The sequence below is a fragment of the Burkholderia sp. Ac-20345 genome (assembly GCF_017104825.1).
Lineage (GTDB): Bacteria > Pseudomonadota > Gammaproteobacteria > Burkholderiales > Burkholderiaceae > Burkholderia > Burkholderia lata_B.
Genome location: NZ_JAAGPO010000140.1, coordinates 13,273 through 28,541 on the forward strand (window position 1 = coordinate 13,273; position 15,269 = coordinate 28,541).

The 15,269-nt window shown below is 63.7% G+C and carries 15 protein-coding genes; 7 read left to right on the plus strand and 8 right to left on the minus strand.

Translation table 11 applies throughout. The annotated features are described in order from the left end of the window. Positions 1-13 precede the first annotated feature (13 nt). From G3O06_RS33620 to G3O06_RS33630, 3 genes are all read right to left on the minus strand, one after another. Positions 14-1,606: a Re/Si-specific NAD(P)(+) transhydrogenase subunit alpha gene (locus tag G3O06_RS33620; protein WP_205818779.1), complete on the minus strand. Its 1,593-nt coding sequence runs from the start codon at positions 1,604-1,606 to the stop codon at positions 14-16. Positions 1,607-2,182: 576 nt separating this feature from the next. Then, positions 2,183-2,986, minus strand: a complete 804-nt coding sequence (locus G3O06_RS33625) for a lipid II flippase Amj family protein (RefSeq protein ID WP_205818780.1) — start codon at positions 2,984-2,986, stop codon at positions 2,183-2,185. Positions 2,987-3,096: 110 nt separating this feature from the next. Beyond that, positions 3,097-4,002 carry a LysR substrate-binding domain-containing protein gene (locus G3O06_RS33630; RefSeq protein WP_205818781.1) on the minus strand — a complete coding sequence of 302 codons (906 nt, stop codon included), beginning with the start codon at positions 4,000-4,002 and terminating at the stop codon, positions 3,097-3,099. 166 nt (positions 4,003-4,168) lie between these two features. On the opposite strand from G3O06_RS33630, the gene G3O06_RS33635 reads away from it, so the two are divergent. The 6 genes from G3O06_RS33635 to G3O06_RS33660 all read left to right on the plus strand — a co-directional run bounded on the left by G3O06_RS33635 (position 4,169) and on the right by G3O06_RS33660 (position 8,496). Beyond that, the gene (locus G3O06_RS33635) at positions 4,169-4,711 is read left to right on the plus strand and encodes a sugar ABC transporter (RefSeq protein ID WP_205818782.1); all 543 of its coding nucleotides are present in this window, start codon (positions 4,169-4,171) and stop codon (positions 4,709-4,711) included. Positions 4,712-4,717: 6 nt separating this feature from the next. After that, positions 4,718-5,050 carry a hypothetical protein gene (locus G3O06_RS33640; RefSeq protein ID WP_205818783.1) on the plus strand — a complete coding sequence of 111 codons (333 nt, stop codon included), beginning with the start codon at positions 4,718-4,720 and terminating at the stop codon, positions 5,048-5,050. An 18-nt stretch (positions 5,051-5,068) separates the two neighbouring features. After that, positions 5,069-5,914 carry an MBL fold metallo-hydrolase gene (locus G3O06_RS33645; RefSeq protein ID WP_205818793.1) on the plus strand — a complete coding sequence of 282 codons (846 nt, stop codon included), beginning with the start codon at positions 5,069-5,071 and terminating at the stop codon, positions 5,912-5,914. 219 nt (positions 5,915-6,133) lie between these two features. Beyond that, complete coding sequence (locus G3O06_RS33650) at positions 6,134-6,880, plus strand: SDR family oxidoreductase (RefSeq protein ID WP_205818784.1); 747 nt, start codon at positions 6,134-6,136, stop codon at positions 6,878-6,880. A 153-nt stretch (positions 6,881-7,033) separates the two neighbouring features. Continuing rightward, positions 7,034-7,888 (plus strand): DJ-1/PfpI family protein, encoded by an 855-nt coding sequence (locus G3O06_RS33655; RefSeq protein WP_205818785.1) that lies wholly within the window; start codon positions 7,034-7,036, stop codon positions 7,886-7,888. A 125-nt stretch (positions 7,889-8,013) separates the two neighbouring features. Further along, positions 8,014-8,496 (plus strand): nuclear transport factor 2 family protein, encoded by a 483-nt coding sequence (locus tag G3O06_RS33660; RefSeq protein ID WP_205818786.1) that lies wholly within the window; start codon positions 8,014-8,016, stop codon positions 8,494-8,496. 94 nt (positions 8,497-8,590) lie between these two features. Here G3O06_RS33660 and G3O06_RS33665 read toward each other — a convergent pair whose 3' ends face one another. Then, positions 8,591-9,538: a GlxA family transcriptional regulator gene (locus tag G3O06_RS33665; RefSeq protein ID WP_205818787.1), complete on the minus strand. Its 948-nt coding sequence runs from the start codon at positions 9,536-9,538 to the stop codon at positions 8,591-8,593. Positions 9,539-9,702: 164 nt separating this feature from the next. Next, positions 9,703-10,728: an AraC family transcriptional regulator gene (locus tag G3O06_RS33670; RefSeq protein ID WP_205818788.1), complete on the minus strand. Its 1,026-nt coding sequence runs from the start codon at positions 10,726-10,728 to the stop codon at positions 9,703-9,705. 165 nt (positions 10,729-10,893) lie between these two features. On the opposite strand from G3O06_RS33670, the gene G3O06_RS33675 reads away from it, so the two are divergent. Beyond that, positions 10,894-11,730 carry an alpha/beta hydrolase gene (locus G3O06_RS33675; protein ID WP_205818789.1) on the plus strand — a complete coding sequence of 279 codons (837 nt, stop codon included), beginning with the start codon at positions 10,894-10,896 and terminating at the stop codon, positions 11,728-11,730. Between the two features lie 158 nt (positions 11,731-11,888). On the opposite strand, the gene G3O06_RS33680 is transcribed toward G3O06_RS33675, so the two are convergent. From G3O06_RS33680 to G3O06_RS33690, 3 genes are all read right to left on the minus strand, one after another. Then, positions 11,889-12,776, minus strand: coding sequence for a hypothetical protein (locus G3O06_RS33680; RefSeq protein ID WP_205818790.1), 888 nt, complete (start codon positions 12,774-12,776; stop codon positions 11,889-11,891). 71 nt (positions 12,777-12,847) lie between these two features. Next, positions 12,848-13,966 (minus strand): porin, encoded by a 1,119-nt coding sequence (locus tag G3O06_RS33685; protein ID WP_174996744.1) that lies wholly within the window; start codon positions 13,964-13,966, stop codon positions 12,848-12,850. Positions 13,967-14,036: 70 nt separating this feature from the next. After that, on the minus strand, positions 14,037-15,269 hold a 1,233-nt coding region (locus G3O06_RS33690), incomplete at its 5' end, for a PTS transporter subunit EIIC (RefSeq protein WP_205818791.1).

A 15,269-nucleotide genomic window follows, 5' to 3' on the forward strand; every position in this document is an offset into this window, starting at 1 on the left:
TGTTGTCGTCTCCTTACTTGCGGAACATCGCCAGCATGCGGCGCGTCACCGCGAAGCCGCCGAACATGTTGACGGCCGTGAGCGTCAGCGCGCCCACCGCCAGGCCGAGGATCAGCCCGGACGGACGGCCCTCCGCCGCGGCGTCGCCCAACGGCGGCGCGACCTGCACCAGCGCACCGATCGCAATGATCGACGAGATCGCGTTGGTCACACTCATCAGCGGCGTATGCAGCGAAGGCGTGACGTTCCAGATCACCATGTAGCCGACGAAGCAGGCCAGCACGAACACCGTGAAGTGCGACAGGAACGTGGCCGGCGCGAACTGGCCGACCAGCAGGAACGCCAGTGCGCCGACGGCGAACGTGATGGCGAGTGACTTCGCCGACATCGGCGCGCCGCTGCCGTGGCCATGGCCTTTGGACGCGGCTGCCACGACCGGCGGCGTGGCGGGTTTCGCTGCGGCGACCGGCTGCTGGATCGGCGGCGGCGGCCACGTGACGTTGCCTTCCTTGATGACCGTGAGGCCGCGGATCGCGTCGTCGTCGAAGTCGACGTTGATCGTGCCGTCCTTGGTCTTGCACAGCTCCTCGGTCACGCGCAGCAGGTTGGTCGCATACAGCGTCGACGACTGTCGTGCCAGGCGCGAGGCGAGATCCGTATAGCCGACGATGGTCACGCCATGACGTACCACGGCCTGGCCGGGCACCGTCAGTTCGCAGTTGCCGCCTTGCTCGCCGGCCATGTCGACGATCACGCTGCCCGGCTTCATCGACTGCACCATCTCGGCCGTAATGAGCTTCGGCGCCGGCTTGCCGGGAATCAGCGCGGTGGTGATGATGATGTCCGCCTCCTTGGCCTGCTGCGCGTACATCGCGCGCTGTGCCTGCTGGAAGCCTTCGCTCATCACCTTCGCGTAGCCGCCGCCGCCCGAGCCTTCTTCCTCGTAGTCGACCTTGACGAATTCACCGCCGAGCGACTTCACCTGGTCGGCCACTTCCGCGCGCGTGTCGTTGGCGCGCACGATCGCGCCGAGGCCCGCGGCCGTGCCGATCGCCGCGAGGCCGGCGACGCCCGCGCCGGCGATGAACACCTTGGCCGGCGGCACCTTGCCCGCGGCCGTGATCTGCCCGTTGAAGTAGCGGCCGAATGCGTGCGCCGCCTCGATGACGGCGCGGTAGCCGCTCACGCCGGCCATCGACGTGAGGGCATCCATCTTCTGCGCGCGCGACAGCGTGCGCGGCAGCGAATCGATGGCCAGCACCGTGGCCCGCTTCGCGGCCAGCTGCTGCATCAGTTCGGGGTTCTGGGCCGGCCAGACGAAGCCGATCAGCGTGCCGCCCTCGCGCATCAGCGCGACTTCGTCGCTGCTCGGCGGACGCACCTTGAGGACGATATCGCTGCGGCCCCATAGTTCGGCGGCCGTTGCCACGACTTCGGCGCCGGCCGTGCGGTAGTCGTCATCGCTGAAGTTCGCGCCGGTGCCGGCACCGCTTTGCACGGCCACCGAGAACCCGAGCTTGATCAGCTTTTCGACGACGTCGGGAACGGTCGCTACGCGCCGCTCCTCGTGGGCCGTCTCCAGAGGGACCCCAATCAGTAATGTCATATCCTGAACTGTCAGTAGTGGCCGTCGCGAGGAATTACGGCCTGCGTTTCAAGTCACCCAACTCAATCCGTGTACGACTTTGCTCCGCGCGCAGCTTGGCACTACCGCGCAGATTTCACAAACGATCGTTCCTCTAATGGATCGTCTTGTCAGAGCAAACCGGTTCATGCTCTTGCCTGATTATCCTGACGAATATCCGGCGTATGGTCCGATCGGATAAGACCTGCCAAGCATATCCCGTGCCAGAGTCTTTCCAAAATTTATATTTTGAATCGGCGCGCATTCAATCCATGAATCCCCTGTCTGGACACAACGGCCCGGCAACCTCCCGCTCACCCGCCGGAGCCGCCCTGGTGGCCGCGTCGACACGTGAATCCGTTTGAAACGTGAATAATCGGCGATCGGCACAGAAGCATCGGAATCGGTTTCATCGAGAATCTCCCCGCCTGTCAGCACGATGCGATTTGTGGCGTGCCAACGACATAATCCGTGTGGCCGACGCGCTTCAGTGCCGGCGAGTTTAAAGGAGAACGCTGGCTGACTGTCCGGATCAAATCCGGCGACGGTGTTGCCGCGCTAAATCAGCTCGGCGACGCGCACGATGACGAGCGCGGCCGGAACGAGCACCGCCTGCGCACACAACGTGCCGAGCACGCGCGCGCCCGCGAGTGTCGTGATGGCCCGCCGAAAGCTGTTTTCCGATATCCGCCCTTCGATGACGTCGTCGGTCATGACGGAAACCTGCGGGTCGATGACGACCGCCAGCACGACGGTCGCGAATCCGTTGATGACGGACGACAGGTTCGCGCACGTCACTCTCAGGTCGGGCTTCAGGTAGCCCGCATACAGCGACGCGAACACGCCGACCGTCCAGATCGCCATCGCGGCCACGTTCAGTGCAATGACGCCCCATGACACGCCGGTGTTCGCGGTCAGTTGCGTGACGTTCTGGCTCGAAGGCAGTCGTGCGCCGACGCGGAGATAGTTGATACCCGCACGACTGCACGCATGCAGCAGCAGGCGGGGAATCGAGCGGTTCACCTGGAAGTGTTCGACGGCGCGACTGAAATAACGCTGGAAGGTCGGGATCAGGAACGACCCGACGATGGTCGCCACGGTGGCGGACAACAGGAACCACCGGAAGTCGGCCAGCAACCCGCTCCCCATCCGGTGCGCGATGTCCATTTCAACCCGTTTCGCGATGAACGGCCCCTGAAAGGAATTGGCCGTTCGGGACACGAGCGCGATGATCCCGAACAACGAGAACGACAACGCGATGCGGCGCGTGCGCACGCCGGCGATGCGCACCGCATAAGCCAGTGTCGCGATCACATGGATGACGAAGGTAAGCCCGCAGATGATCCAAAGCTGACTGTCCATGCTGGTGCCGCGTGCGTAACGGGATCACGAGTGTACCCGAGCCCCGCCCGCGCCCGTCGGATCAGCCTGGCGAATGCGCGTCCGCACCGGTAACGGCTTGGCGATGAGCGTCACGCGCTGCCATGCGGCGCGCATTCCCGCGCTTCATTCAGCATCCATGTCGCGAAGGCCTGCAACGGTCCCTCGGCCAGTTCGATCGGTTCGGGCAGGACGAGACAGAAGTTCTTCGTCACCGCCTTGCCTGCCGGCCACGGTGCGATCAGCCGGCCCTGCTCGAGCTCGGCGTCGATGTAAAGGCGCGGCACCAGCGCGACACCCAGGCCGGCCAGCGCCGCTTCGATCAGCATCGAATGAAGGTCGTAACGCGCGCCTACCGCCGAATTGGTCAGCACGATGCCGGACTCCTGCGCGTAGGCCTGCCACGCGTCGGGGTTTTGTCGCCGGTGCAGGCGTGGCAGCGCATCCAGCAACGGGTTCGCTCCGGCGCCCGCGAGCAGCGCCGGACTGCAGACGGGCACCAGCACCTCCTCCAGCAGCGGATGCAGATGCATCCCCGCCCATGCCGGATGCTCGAAATGAATGGCCGCGTCGAAACCGCTCCCGTTCAGCAGGAACGGCTCCATCCGCTCGGCGATATGCACCGTGATGTTCGGATGCCGGTCTTGAAAGTGCTTCAGCCGCGGGATCAGCCAGCGAGTGGCAAAGGTTGGAATGGCGGCGATATCGATGCTCGCGCCTTCGATCGGCTGCCCCATCAGATACAGGCTGTCCCGTTCCAGCCGATCCAGGATTTCGCGAACCTGCACCGCATAGCGCGCACCATTCGGCGCCAGCCGTACCCGGTTGCCGATCCGCTCGAACAGGGCGACGCCCAGGAACGCCTCCAGCCGGCCGATCTGACGGCTGACGGCGCCCTCCGTCCGTGCGAGTTCCTCGGCGGCGCGAGCAAAGCTGCCGTGTCGGGCTGCGGCTTCGAACGCCTGGAGCGCGGAATTGCTTGGGATCTTGCGGGACATGGGCGTCTTGTCGGTCAGGATGTACTTGCCGTCAGCTTGATCAAATGTCACTGAAGGCTGACTTTATTTCGTTTTATGGGCTGGAAATGCGAGCTTAGCATTACGTTACTGCACTGAGCATCAAACGTTCGCAGATGGAGGTGCACCCTGCTCAAAGGACAATCCAATGATCTACACCGTGGAATGCAGCTTCGCCGACCTGGACAGCGAAGCCGAATGGAACGACTTCTACAGCCTTGAAAAGCTGCCCGCCCTGATCTCGGTGACGGGGTTTCACACGTCGCAGCGGTTCAAGGCGATCAGCGGCGGTTGCCCTGTCTATCTGGCAATCCACACGATCGACGGGCTCGACGTGCTGACCGGCGACGAATATCGCCGGAAAGGCGGCGGCAATTTCGCGAAGTGGCAGCAGCACATCACCGACTGGCATCGCAATCTCTATAGCGATATTGGCCTTGCCCCGGCGGTGAAGGACGGTGAACGCCTCGCGCTGTGTGCCGGCGGCCCTGATCCGCTGATCCGGTTGGGCCTCGAACCGCTGCCCATGCAGGCCGTTGCGCTGGAGAAGTTTCCCGAGCGACGCTGGCTCGCCGTCGTGCCGCGCAATAGCGCGCTGCGTGTCGAGGCGCTCCCGGAAGGCATGCACCTTTACGCGCCGATGACGGAGCAACTGACAAGCGCACGCTCGCTTTCGGCTGCGCAGGAGTAGACCGCGATGCCGAACGTCACTTTCTCGATCGATACGAAACGGATGCCGGCTGATGAAGATCTTGCCGACCTGTCGCGCGACTGCGTCGAGCTCTGTACGCATGTGCTTGAAGCAGCGCTCAAGAACGTCCACGTCATTTTTCTGGAAGTTCGGCATGGGCATGGGCATGGACATCCCGTCTTCGCGGACATCCGCTATCGCGTCGGGACCTCTCGCACGCCGGCCGTCATGAACCGGTTCATGGAAGCGCTGGATCAGGCGATCGTTCGCCGTACCGGTCTCACCGCGCGCATTCGGTGTTTTGGCTACACCGAGTCGAATATTCACGCCCGCAACTAGCCGATTCGGAGAAGCATGATGTCCACGCTTACCTTTCCCGGTCAGCAAGTCGGGGATTTCACGATTACCGCCATCAGTGATGGTTACCTCTCCGCCAGTCTCGATTTTCTGTCGAATATCGATTCGGCCGACGCGTCAAGAATGCAGCGTGATGCCGGACAGAAAGAGCCCACCGCCGTGCATATCAATTGCTACGTCGTGCGCGGCGCAGGCCGCACCGTTCTCATTGATGGTGGGGCGGGAGGGTTCAAGCAATGGGGCGGCCAACTCAAGACGAACCTGGCGCTCGCCGGTATCGAACCCGTTGCAGTCGACACGATCCTGCTTACCCACGCGCATCCCGATCATGTCGGAGGGCTGGTGAATGATGCAGGACAGGTCGCGTTTCCGAATGCGGAGCTGGTTGTGCATCAACGAGAGGTCAAGTTCTGGCAGGACAACGGCAACCTGAGTCGCGCCAGTGAGCGGACACGTGGCAACTTTGCGAAGGCGCGTCAGGTGTTCGATGCCTATGGCGACAGGCTTCGTCTGTTCAACGACGGACAGGTGCTCCCCGGTATCAGTGCGCTACCTTTGCCGGGACACACCGATGGTCACACCGGATATGTTCTTGAATCCCGCGATCAGGGCCTTCTTGTGTGGGGGGACGTGGTTCATTTCCCGCATATCCAGATTCAGCGCCCGGACGTGTCGATTGCGTTCGATCATGACGCGTCGCTGGCCGCTGCTACTCGGTCACGGCTTCTCGATCAGGTCAGTTCAGAAGGATTACTGATCGCTGGCATGCATCTGGGTGAACTCGGGTTCGCGCGGATCAAGCGCATGAGTGAAGGATATGAGTTGCTTTACGAAAGTGAAGATTGAAGTCACACGTGTACAGATGCGCAATGTCACCACCTGACGTCGAGATGCCTGAGTCGCCCGCTTGAACAGAGTGGCGTTTTTTGAGGGTTATACGACCTTTGAGCCATTCGCTTCACGTTCCATACTCCTTGTGGAAGATCGAACCGAGAAAGGCACACAAACACGATTGCGTTTTTGTGCCTTCGGCCTGATCAATCACGAAGTTGAAAGGAGCAGAACATGAGGCTTAAGAACAAGTCGGCGTTAATCACGGGCGGTACCAGTGGCATCGGCCTTGCAACCGCGAAGCTGTTCATTGAAGAAGGCGCCCGCGTAGCGGTTACGGGCCGCGACGATGCGGTGTTCGAGCGGGTGAAGGCCGAACTCGGCGAGCATGCGATCGTTCTCAAGGGCGACGTCCGTTCGATCAAGGACATGCGCGCGATTGCCGCTGCGGTAAAGGAGAAATTCGGCGGCCTGGATATCGTGTTCGCGAACGCGGGCTGGGCCTTTCCATCCGCAGTCGACGACATCGACGACGCACTCTACAGCGAGATCATGGACATCAACGTCAAGGGCGTGGTGTTCACGCTTCAGGCGGTGTTGCCGGACCTGCGCGAGGGCGCCTCGGTCATTCTCAATACGTCGTTCGTCGCGCAGACCGGCAAGCATGGCATCTCGTTGACGGCGGCTGCGAAGGCCGCCGTGCGATCGCTTGCCCGCAGTTGGTCCTACGAGTTTCTCGACCGGAAAATCCGCTTCAACGCGATCGCTCCCGGCGCGATCGACACACCTCTGCTCTCCCGGTGGGGCATGCCCGACGATTGGGTTCGCGACCGCAAGGCCGAGTTCGCCGAAGCCATTCCGGTGGGCCGCCTGGGCAAGGCCGAGGACATCGCCAACGCGGCGCTCTATCTCGCCAGCGACGAATCCTCGTATGTCGTCGGCACCGAACTGGTCGTCGATGGCGGTGCCTCGCAGCTTTGAGCCTGCGGCGCCCGATCCCCGAGCCCTGCACGTCGTCGCGGCTCATCCGCACATCTGATCTCACGTCCGCCACGCCTTTCGTCGCGGCGGTTATTCCATCCGGCCCAACCTGGTTGCGCTCGCAACTGGGTCGCAATGCAAGGAGAAATGATCTTGACCGACAGTAACGAAAACAATGCTTCCGGGCAACCACTCACCAGAGCAGGTCGCTCGCGCCGCGATGTGCTCAAGTTTGGCGGCGTCGCGACCCTCGGTGCCGTCCTCGGTGGCGGAGCCCTGCTTGGGCACGCAACCCCGGCTCTTGCGCAGGCAGGCAGCGAAGGAGCACTTGCCCCGAATGACCCGCTCAATATCCTGATCGTCAATTACGACGGCGGGACGCTTCTCGACTTCGCCGGCCCCAGCGAGATTTTCCATCGGCTACCGAATACGAACGTTCGCTACGCGAGCCTCGATGGCGGCAACGTGACGCTCGAATTCGGCGTCGTGTACGGCAAGACCGAACGACTGGCCGATATCGAGAAGACCGACGTGCTCCTGGTCCCCGGCGGGTCCGATTTGTCGGCGCCGATGCGACCCGCCTATCAAGCGCAGATCCGGCGTCTGGCGGAAAGCGCCAAACACGTGACGTCGGTTTGCAACGGATCGCTCGTGCTCGCTGCAACGGGCATTCTCAATGGCAAGCGAAGCGCCTGCCATTGGGCCTTCGTCAACAAGCTGGCCGAATATGGCGCGATTCCCGTGCCCGATCGCTTCGTCGAAGACGACAACGGTCGGTTCATGAGCGGCGGCGGCGTGACGGCGGGCATCGACTTCGCACTTCGCGTGGCAGCGAAACTGCGCGGTCGACAAGCCGCCGAATTCACGCAACTCGCTATCGAATACGATCCCGCGCCGCCGTTCCACTCCGGTCATCCGCGAGACGCGCGGCCGGAAGTCGTTGCAATGGTCGACAAGAAACTGCCAGGCGCATCCAGGGGGCTCGCACGCGTCCCGGGCGTTCGTTGAAGCGCTCGCAGGCAATGTGAGCAAGGCCGTCTTCAGGCCTCGATGATCACCGCATCCGACATTGCCTGCTCCAACTTTCAATTTTCGCAGTCCTCTTAATTCACGCCATGACTGGAAATCAATCGATGCAACAGATTCGTATGTGTACTGCCTCTCTTGCCGCCTGTGCCACCTTTTTCGCGCTTGCGGCGCCGGCGACTGCCGGTGGATTGCAGCGTCCGCCCGAAGCGGCCATCAAGGCCGAAAACGCACGATGGGCGGATGCCTTTGCGCGCGGAGACTATGAGGCGATCGGCCGCCTCTACACCAACGACGGCACACTCTTGCCGCCCGGAGGCAACAAGGTAACGGGGAGCAGCGCGATCGTCGAGTACTTCACCAAAGGGTATGCCGGATCAAAGCCGGCCACCGTATCGTTCAGCAACTACGAGTTCTACGGTAATGACCGGGTCGTGACTGAAGTTTCGGATGCGGATATCCGTGACCACGATGGAAAGCTCAAGTACCGCGGCAAGCAGATTCTCGTCTTTCTGAAAGAGGGCGGCGCCTGGAAGTTGCACCGCGACATGTGGAACGATTACGGTCCGCTGAAAGCGGATGACCATTGATGGTCTGGAGCAGTGAAAATGACGTACCGAACGCGTCAATAGGCTGCTAGACGGACGTTGACCAGACAGCGCGCGTATCGAACGGCGCTCGCGATCAGCGCGTGCCGTTCGATCGACTCTCGCGTCGAATCGCTTGCGGCGGGTGCCCATGGAGTTTGATGAAGGCCCGCCGCATCCGCTCCGGATCGGTGAACCCTACGGCCAGCGCAATCTGTTCGATCGGTTCGCTACCGCCCTGCAGGCGCAGCCTCGCCGCTTCGACTCGCAAGCGTTCGACCGCCTTGGCCGGTGTTTCTCCGGTTTCCCGGCGAAATGCGCGTCCGAACTGTCGCGGGCTCAATCTTGCGGCGTCGGCGAGCCGCTCGACAGACAACGGTTCGGCCAGATGCTCCCTCGCAAAATTCAGCGCGATGCGGATACGATCCGATTCCGGCTCCATCTGCGACATCGCGGAGAACTGGGACTGACCGCCTGGCCGACGATACGGAACAACCAGAAGCCTGGAGACGGCGCGCGCAACCTCCGCGCCCATGTCCTGTTCAATCAAGCCGAGCGCCAGGTCGATTCCGGAGGCGATACCCGCCGACGTCCAGATGCGGCCCTCCTCGATATAGATACTGTCGCCCTCGACCCTGGTGAGAGGAAAGCGCGACTGCAACTGAGCGGCGTATCGCCAGTGCGTCGTGGCTCTCAAGCCGTCCAGCAAGCCGGTTTCCGCCAGCAGGAATGCGCCGGTGCACACGCTCGCCACCCGCGCAGCCCTCGCGCCCAGTTTCCTGGCGGCGGCGATATTCTCGGGTGTCTGCATCGGATCGACATCACCGCCCACGAAAACGACGGTGTCGAACGTGCGCCTGCCGCTCGGCTTCGTCTCGATCGAGAGGCCCGTATTGCCGCGAACCGGGCCGCCGGACTGCGAGATGACATGGAGATCGTAGGGCGTATGGCCCGCCGCTGTGGCCACCTGATTGAAGGCCGACAGTGGCCCGCCCAGATCAAGCACATCGTAGCCACGGCAAACGAAGAATCCGATTCGATGCATGACGAAGTCGCCAACTGAAAATCCCGGAAAGTCGCATTTTACGGGGAACCCTCAGATAGCGCCATTCGGCGTGAAATGAGGGAAAAACGTCGTTTACGTCGTGATTGATTGTCCGTATGCCTAGCCGACGACATCTGTCAGGCCTGGATCGGAGCCGGCCCACACTACTCCGTATTCACCTTCCGCCACTGCATCGGCGACATCTCGTACCGCCCGCGAAACGCCCGACTGAATGCCGCTTCCGACGTGTACCCAACCCGACCGGCAATATCCGAAATCGGCGCGCGGCTATAGCGCAACAACTCCGCCGCACGATCCAGACGCCAGGTCGTGAGATAGCTCAACGGCGCCTGCCCCACGACGCGCTGGAACCGGTCCGCAAAAGCCGACCGCGACAGATTCGACAACTCGGCGAGATCACTCACGCTCCACGCACGTCCGGGATCCGCGTGAATCGCGGACATCGCCGGGTTGATCCGGCTATCGATCGCACCGGACAACCAGCCGTGCCCCGCCGAGCCCTCTGTCGCCCACGTGCGCAGCAACTGGACGAAGATGACATCCAGCAGCCGGGAGATCATCGCGGCGGCGCCCGCGCGCGGGCTCAGTGCCTCGTCGAGGATGAAATGACAGCTCAGCTCCAGCCACTCGAACGGCCGCTCCCGTAACCCTTTCAGCACCAGCACCGGCGGCAGCACGGACAGCAAACGTTGCGACAGCACGCCGTCGAATCCGAAGTCGCCGCACAGCCAGGTGGTGTCTCCGCTCCCGATCGTCAGGCGCTCGCGGTCGTAGTACTGTGGCGCGAGATCCGTGACGAGCCTCGCGGAGCGGCCCGGCCGGTCGGAGATGACATGACCGTGACCATGCATCAGCATGACCAGGTCTCCCTGCGACGCGTGATACCGCTCGTCGAGCCCCTCCACTTCGATCGCCACGCTGCCGCTGCGGATGATGTGCAAACGATACTTGCCGGCAGGAAAGCGCAAGCCGAAAGGCGCGGATGCCGCGCACGTGAAGACCGTGTTGCCGCGGATGCGGATCAGCTCCAGCACGTCGGAAAAGGCATCCCGCTTGAAGGCGAACGGATCTGACTCATCGTCCAGCGCAGTCGGCGTTTGAGCAAAGAATTCCGGCTTTTTGGCCATGTCGCGTACCCGGATGGTCTTTATGATGGACACATCATTCACGCTGAACGTCGCCGGTGTCAAAGACTATTCTCAAGATACGTAGCGCACGGCAACCGCGTAGTACCCCTTGTTTCGATGCTGGCAAAGCACGGGGCAGACCCAACCGGAAATACCAAGGTCTCACGGGCGTGATTTTCGTCATCTAGCGATCACAGGAGCAGGGATATGAATTCGGAAACGCGTACCGACACGGTTGTACTTATTCACGGCCTGTGGATGACACCGTTGTCCTGGGAACATTGGGTTACTCGCTACGAGCAGCGCGGCATGCGCGTCATCACGCCGGGGTATCCGGGCGTCCAGCCGGGCACGGCCGGCGTCGAGGCACTCCGCCGCGATCCTTCGCCGCTGGTGAATCTCGGCGTGCGCGAGATCTTCGATCACCTGGCCCGGACCATCGCAGCGCTCGACACGAAGCCGATCATCATGGGGCATTCGTTCGGCGGCGCGTTCGTCCAGCTTCTTCTCGACGCGGGTTACGGCTCGGCCGGTGTGTCGATCGACGGCGCCGCGGTGAAGGGTGTGTGGGCGCTGCCGTTCAGCGAGATCAAGGCGACGTTCCCGGTCCTGCGCAATCCGGCCAACCTGCATCGCGCGGTGCCCATCACCGAGAAAGAGTTTCACTACGCGTTCACGAACAACCTGAGCCTCGAGGAATCGAAGCGGGTTTACGACCGCTACGCGGTTCCCGTGTCAGGGCGCATCCTGTTTCAAGGCGGGTTCGCGAACGTCACCCCGAATGCCACGACAAGCTACAACTTCGCGAACGACGATCGCGCACCGTTGCTCTTTATCGCCGGCGGCAACGACAACATTCTGCCGCCGGCCGTACAGCGCGAGAATTTCGAAAGGAATGCGAAGGGCTCACGGGCCATTTCGGCGTACAAGCTGTTCAACGGCCGCAGCCACTACACCTGTGGCGAGAAAGGCTGGGAGGATGTTGCCGACTTCGCGCTCGACTGGGCGCTGGCGCCTGCAGCGGGGGATCTCGGCAAGCGCTGAGTTGTCCGCCAACTGCCCATCACCGGCTACGGCCATGAATCCGCCCACTCGCGTTCGACCACGCGACTGGGCGGCCATTGCTGTTTGCATAGCCTGGATTCAGCGGCATCGTGGTCGAAACGAGGCGCTTTCAACAGCCGGCCAGCCCCCTCCTTCAATCAGTTGCTTGTGCCGAGACCGTCCAGAAACGTCTGCGTCACGCCGACCCATTCACCGGCTCCGCCGTTGCTGCCGTTGTATTCGACCGCGGGGTTCTGCCCGCCCCAGATCACGAACCCGCTCGCCGTCGTGCCCCTGATGTCGTTCAGCAGGTATTGCCACCGGCTGCCCGGCACGAGCACGGTGTTCCTGTCGTAGTACTGCGGCCACAGATACGGGAACACCGGATGCGTTCCCGTGCTGCTCAGCGCATCAGCCTGTGCGGCCGATGCGATGTTGCGATTGAGCTGCGTCGCCCAGTCCACGCCCGTCCACGAGTCCGTGCCGTTCGCGCGAATGTACGCGCTCGGGAAATGCGCGGTACGCCCGCCATCGAGATCCATCAGTTCGGCCACGCCCCGATACGCGGCATTCGGATCGGTACTGCTGATGTGGGCCGTGTTGACGAGCCCGTACCAGCCGAGCACGCGATTGGGCCGCACTTCGCGCGCCCATGCCTGCAGCTGCTTGAGTATGGCCAGGTGATTCGCGACCGTCGCGCTGCTGCCGGTCAGGTACAGTTCCTCGCAATCGAGCACGAGATAGCCCGGCGCGTCGGCGGGCGTTGGATCATACGTGTTGATCAGGTTGATCCACGCGCTGCGGGTCGGCAGCACGGCGCGACCGCTCGCGTCGACCGTGATCGGCTTGCAGTACCGCGCCGGGATGAAATTGATTTTGACGGCGCCGTGGCCGATCGACACGTCGGTATAAGCCGTGTTGTCCAGCACGGAGAACGGTCCGGCGGCCCGCGCCGCGGGTGCGGCAATGCACGCGCCCAGGGCCAGCAGCGCGACGGGCAGGCCGATCCTCGCGGCGGCCCGGCGAACGAATCCGTTTTTCTTCATGGTCATCACCTCGATCGTTGGATACAGGAAATCCGGCCCGGCGTACGTACCGGGCCGCTCGCCGCCGCTCGTCAGAACAGCGTCTCCACGCCGGCATACAGGCCGCTCTGGCCTTGCCCCGGCGGCGGATTGGTGCCCCAGCCGGCGCCGCCCGGCCCGCGCCCCGGGTTCTGCGGATTCACGCCGAAATTCCCCTGCGCGCTGTTGAAGACGTGGGCCGCCATGCTGTAGAGGAAGGTGCGTTTCGACAGGTTGTACATGCAACCAACGCCGAGCATCGTCGTGCGCGCCACGCCGTCGTGATCGTCGGTCCATCGCCCCGGCCCGACGCGCATCGTGTAGACGGCACCATGCACGTGCAGCGCAGGATTGACGTCGTACGAGAGCCCTGCCCACCAGAGGTCGGCGCTGTCCGACAGGCCCGCCGGTGTATCCGGCGCCGAATAGTGCGTGTAGGCCGCCTGGACCTGGAACGGGCCGTAGCGGTTGCGGATGCCGACGAACGCTTCACGCGAATAGCGGAACAGGTTGTCTTCCTTGCCCTGCGCGTTGCGGATCTCGTCCCACAGCACGCGCACCTGGAAATCGCCGTTCGTGTAGGCGGCCGCGAAGCCGTCCGCCCGCCCGGCCTTGCCGGCGTTGTTCGGGTCGCCGGAATTGAAATTGACCGAACTGTTGCCGAGGTTCAGCTCCGCCTCGAACGAAAATCCGTGCAGTTCGGGAGACAGGTAGCGGATCCCGTTCGACAGCCGCGACCCGTTGCGATACGCGACGAACGACTGCGCGCCGAAGTTCTCTTCGAGCAGCGGGTCGAATTCCCAGACGTAGTTGTTGACCATCGGCCCCTGGCCGAAGCGGATCGTGCCGAGCCGATCGTTCTTCAGCGCCACCCACGCGGCGCGCTGGAATATCAGCCCGGCCACGAGCGAGCCGGTCGGCGTGAACGCCGATTCGAGCAGGAACATCGCGTGATTGCCGTGCCCGAGATCCTCCGTCCCCTTGAAACCCAGGATGTTGACGCCCCAGTCGCTGCCCTCCGCCCATCTCGCGCCCGCGCCGCCGTTCGCCGTCTGCACGTTCGACGTGTACTGCACGTCCCCGCCCAGACGGCCCCATACGAGCACGCTCGACTGCGCATGCGCGAACGCGGCCCACGACAGCGCCACGCCCAACAGAATCCCGCGTTTCATGATTTAGTTATCCGAATTTATAAGAACAGCACGCCCGGGCGCACCCCTTCGCCCGCCGGGCGATACCCCGTTACAGCGCGGCCGCGACGGCGGGCTGGCGCTCCGTGCCGTCCACGCCGCTCGCGCCGTCGGCGCGCCGCTGCGCATCGCTCAGGCCGAAGAACCAGGTCAGCACGAAGCCGCTCGCATACGCGACCGCCACCGCCACGCAGTAGGTCGCGACGCTCGCCACGAGCCCCATCGGCCCCGTGACGAGCGGGATCAGCATCAGGTTGGCCGGGCCGATCGTCGTCGCCCCCACGTCGTGCCCGTGCGCGGCGCAATAACCGAGCACCAGCGCGCCCATCCCGCCGCCCAGCGACGCCGTGATCAGCGGGCGGCCGAGCGGCAGCGTGACGCCGTACAGCAGCGGCTCGCTCACGCCGAGCATGCAGGTCGGCAACGTATTCCGGATCGTTTGCTTCAGGCGCGGGTCCCGCGTACGGAAATACAGCGCGAACGCAGCGCCCGCCTGCCCGCATCCGGACATCGCGAGAATCGGGAACAGCGCGGTGTAGCCGTACTGTGCGATCAGTTGCGCGTGGATCGGAATCAGCGCCTGATGCAGGCCGAACATCAGCAGGCCCACGAACGACGCGGCCAGCACGAACGCGGCCGGCATGCCGCCCGCGCGCAGCAGGGTCGCGGTCAGGCTGCCGACCGCCTGCGTCAGCAACTCCGCGACCGGCATGATGACGAACAGCGTTGCGATGCCCGCGAGCCCCAGCGCGACGGTCGGCGCGAGCAGCGTCTGGGCGGCCGATGCGATGCGCGCGCGCACGCTGCGCTCGATGCCGGCCGTCAGCGCGCCGGCCAGCAATGCGCCCATCAATCCGCCCTGCCCGGGCTTCAGCGCGATCTCGCCGATGATCGGCAGCGTGAACGCGGGCAGCTTCGCGATCGCGGGCAGGATCAGGATGCCTGCGGTCGCCCCGCCGAGGCATGGCGTGCCGCCAAATTCAGCGGCCGCGTTCATGCCGACCTGGATCACGAGGAACGCGAAAAACGCCGAACCGACGATCGATGCGACCGTCGCGGCGAACGTCAGCGTGCCGGCTCCTCCAGCAGGCGCCTGCGCAGCCCAGACCTTCAACAGCCCGGCGATCGCGTTGAGCAGGCCCGCGCCGATCAGCGCGGGAATGAGCGGCGTGAAGATGCTCGCGATGCGCCGCAGGAACCGGTGCGCGGCCGTGTTCCTGCGGGCGGGGCGACCGGCCGGCTCGCGCTTGCCGGTGGCCCGTGTGGCCGCAGCGGTCACGGCGGC

What these genes read in the sequence shown, in the direction of transcription:
- G3O06_RS33665 (WP_205818787.1), bottom strand. Translation starts at nt 9,538, where the DNA reads ATGCATCGAATCGGATTCTTCGTTTGCCGTGGCTACGATGTGCTTGAT.
- G3O06_RS33645 (WP_205818793.1), top strand. Translation starts at nt 5,069, where the DNA reads ATGTCCACGCTTACCTTTCCCGGTCAGCAAGTCGGGGATTTCACGATT.
- G3O06_RS33635 (WP_205818782.1), top strand. Translation starts at nt 4,169, where the DNA reads ATGATCTACACCGTGGAATGCAGCTTCGCCGACCTGGACAGCGAAGCC.
- G3O06_RS33640 (WP_205818783.1), top strand. Translation starts at nt 4,718, where the DNA reads ATGCCGAACGTCACTTTCTCGATCGATACGAAACGGATGCCGGCTGAT.
- G3O06_RS33620 (WP_205818779.1), bottom strand. Translation starts at nt 1,606, where the DNA reads ATGACATTACTGATTGGGGTCCCTCTGGAGACGGCCCACGAGGAGCGG.
- G3O06_RS33660 (WP_205818786.1), top strand. Translation starts at nt 8,014, where the DNA reads ATGCAACAGATTCGTATGTGTACTGCCTCTCTTGCCGCCTGTGCCACC.
- G3O06_RS33650 (WP_205818784.1), top strand. Translation starts at nt 6,134, where the DNA reads ATGAGGCTTAAGAACAAGTCGGCGTTAATCACGGGCGGTACCAGTGGC.
- G3O06_RS33675 (WP_205818789.1), top strand. Translation starts at nt 10,894, where the DNA reads ATGAATTCGGAAACGCGTACCGACACGGTTGTACTTATTCACGGCCTG.
- G3O06_RS33685 (WP_174996744.1), bottom strand. Translation starts at nt 13,966, where the DNA reads ATGAAACGCGGGATTCTGTTGGGCGTGGCGCTGTCGTGGGCCGCGTTC.
- G3O06_RS33625 (WP_205818780.1), bottom strand. Translation starts at nt 2,986, where the DNA reads ATGGACAGTCAGCTTTGGATCATCTGCGGGCTTACCTTCGTCATCCAT.
- G3O06_RS33630 (WP_205818781.1), bottom strand. Translation starts at nt 4,002, where the DNA reads ATGTCCCGCAAGATCCCAAGCAATTCCGCGCTCCAGGCGTTCGAAGCC.
- G3O06_RS33680 (WP_205818790.1), bottom strand. Translation starts at nt 12,776, where the DNA reads ATGAAGAAAAACGGATTCGTTCGCCGGGCCGCCGCGAGGATCGGCCTG.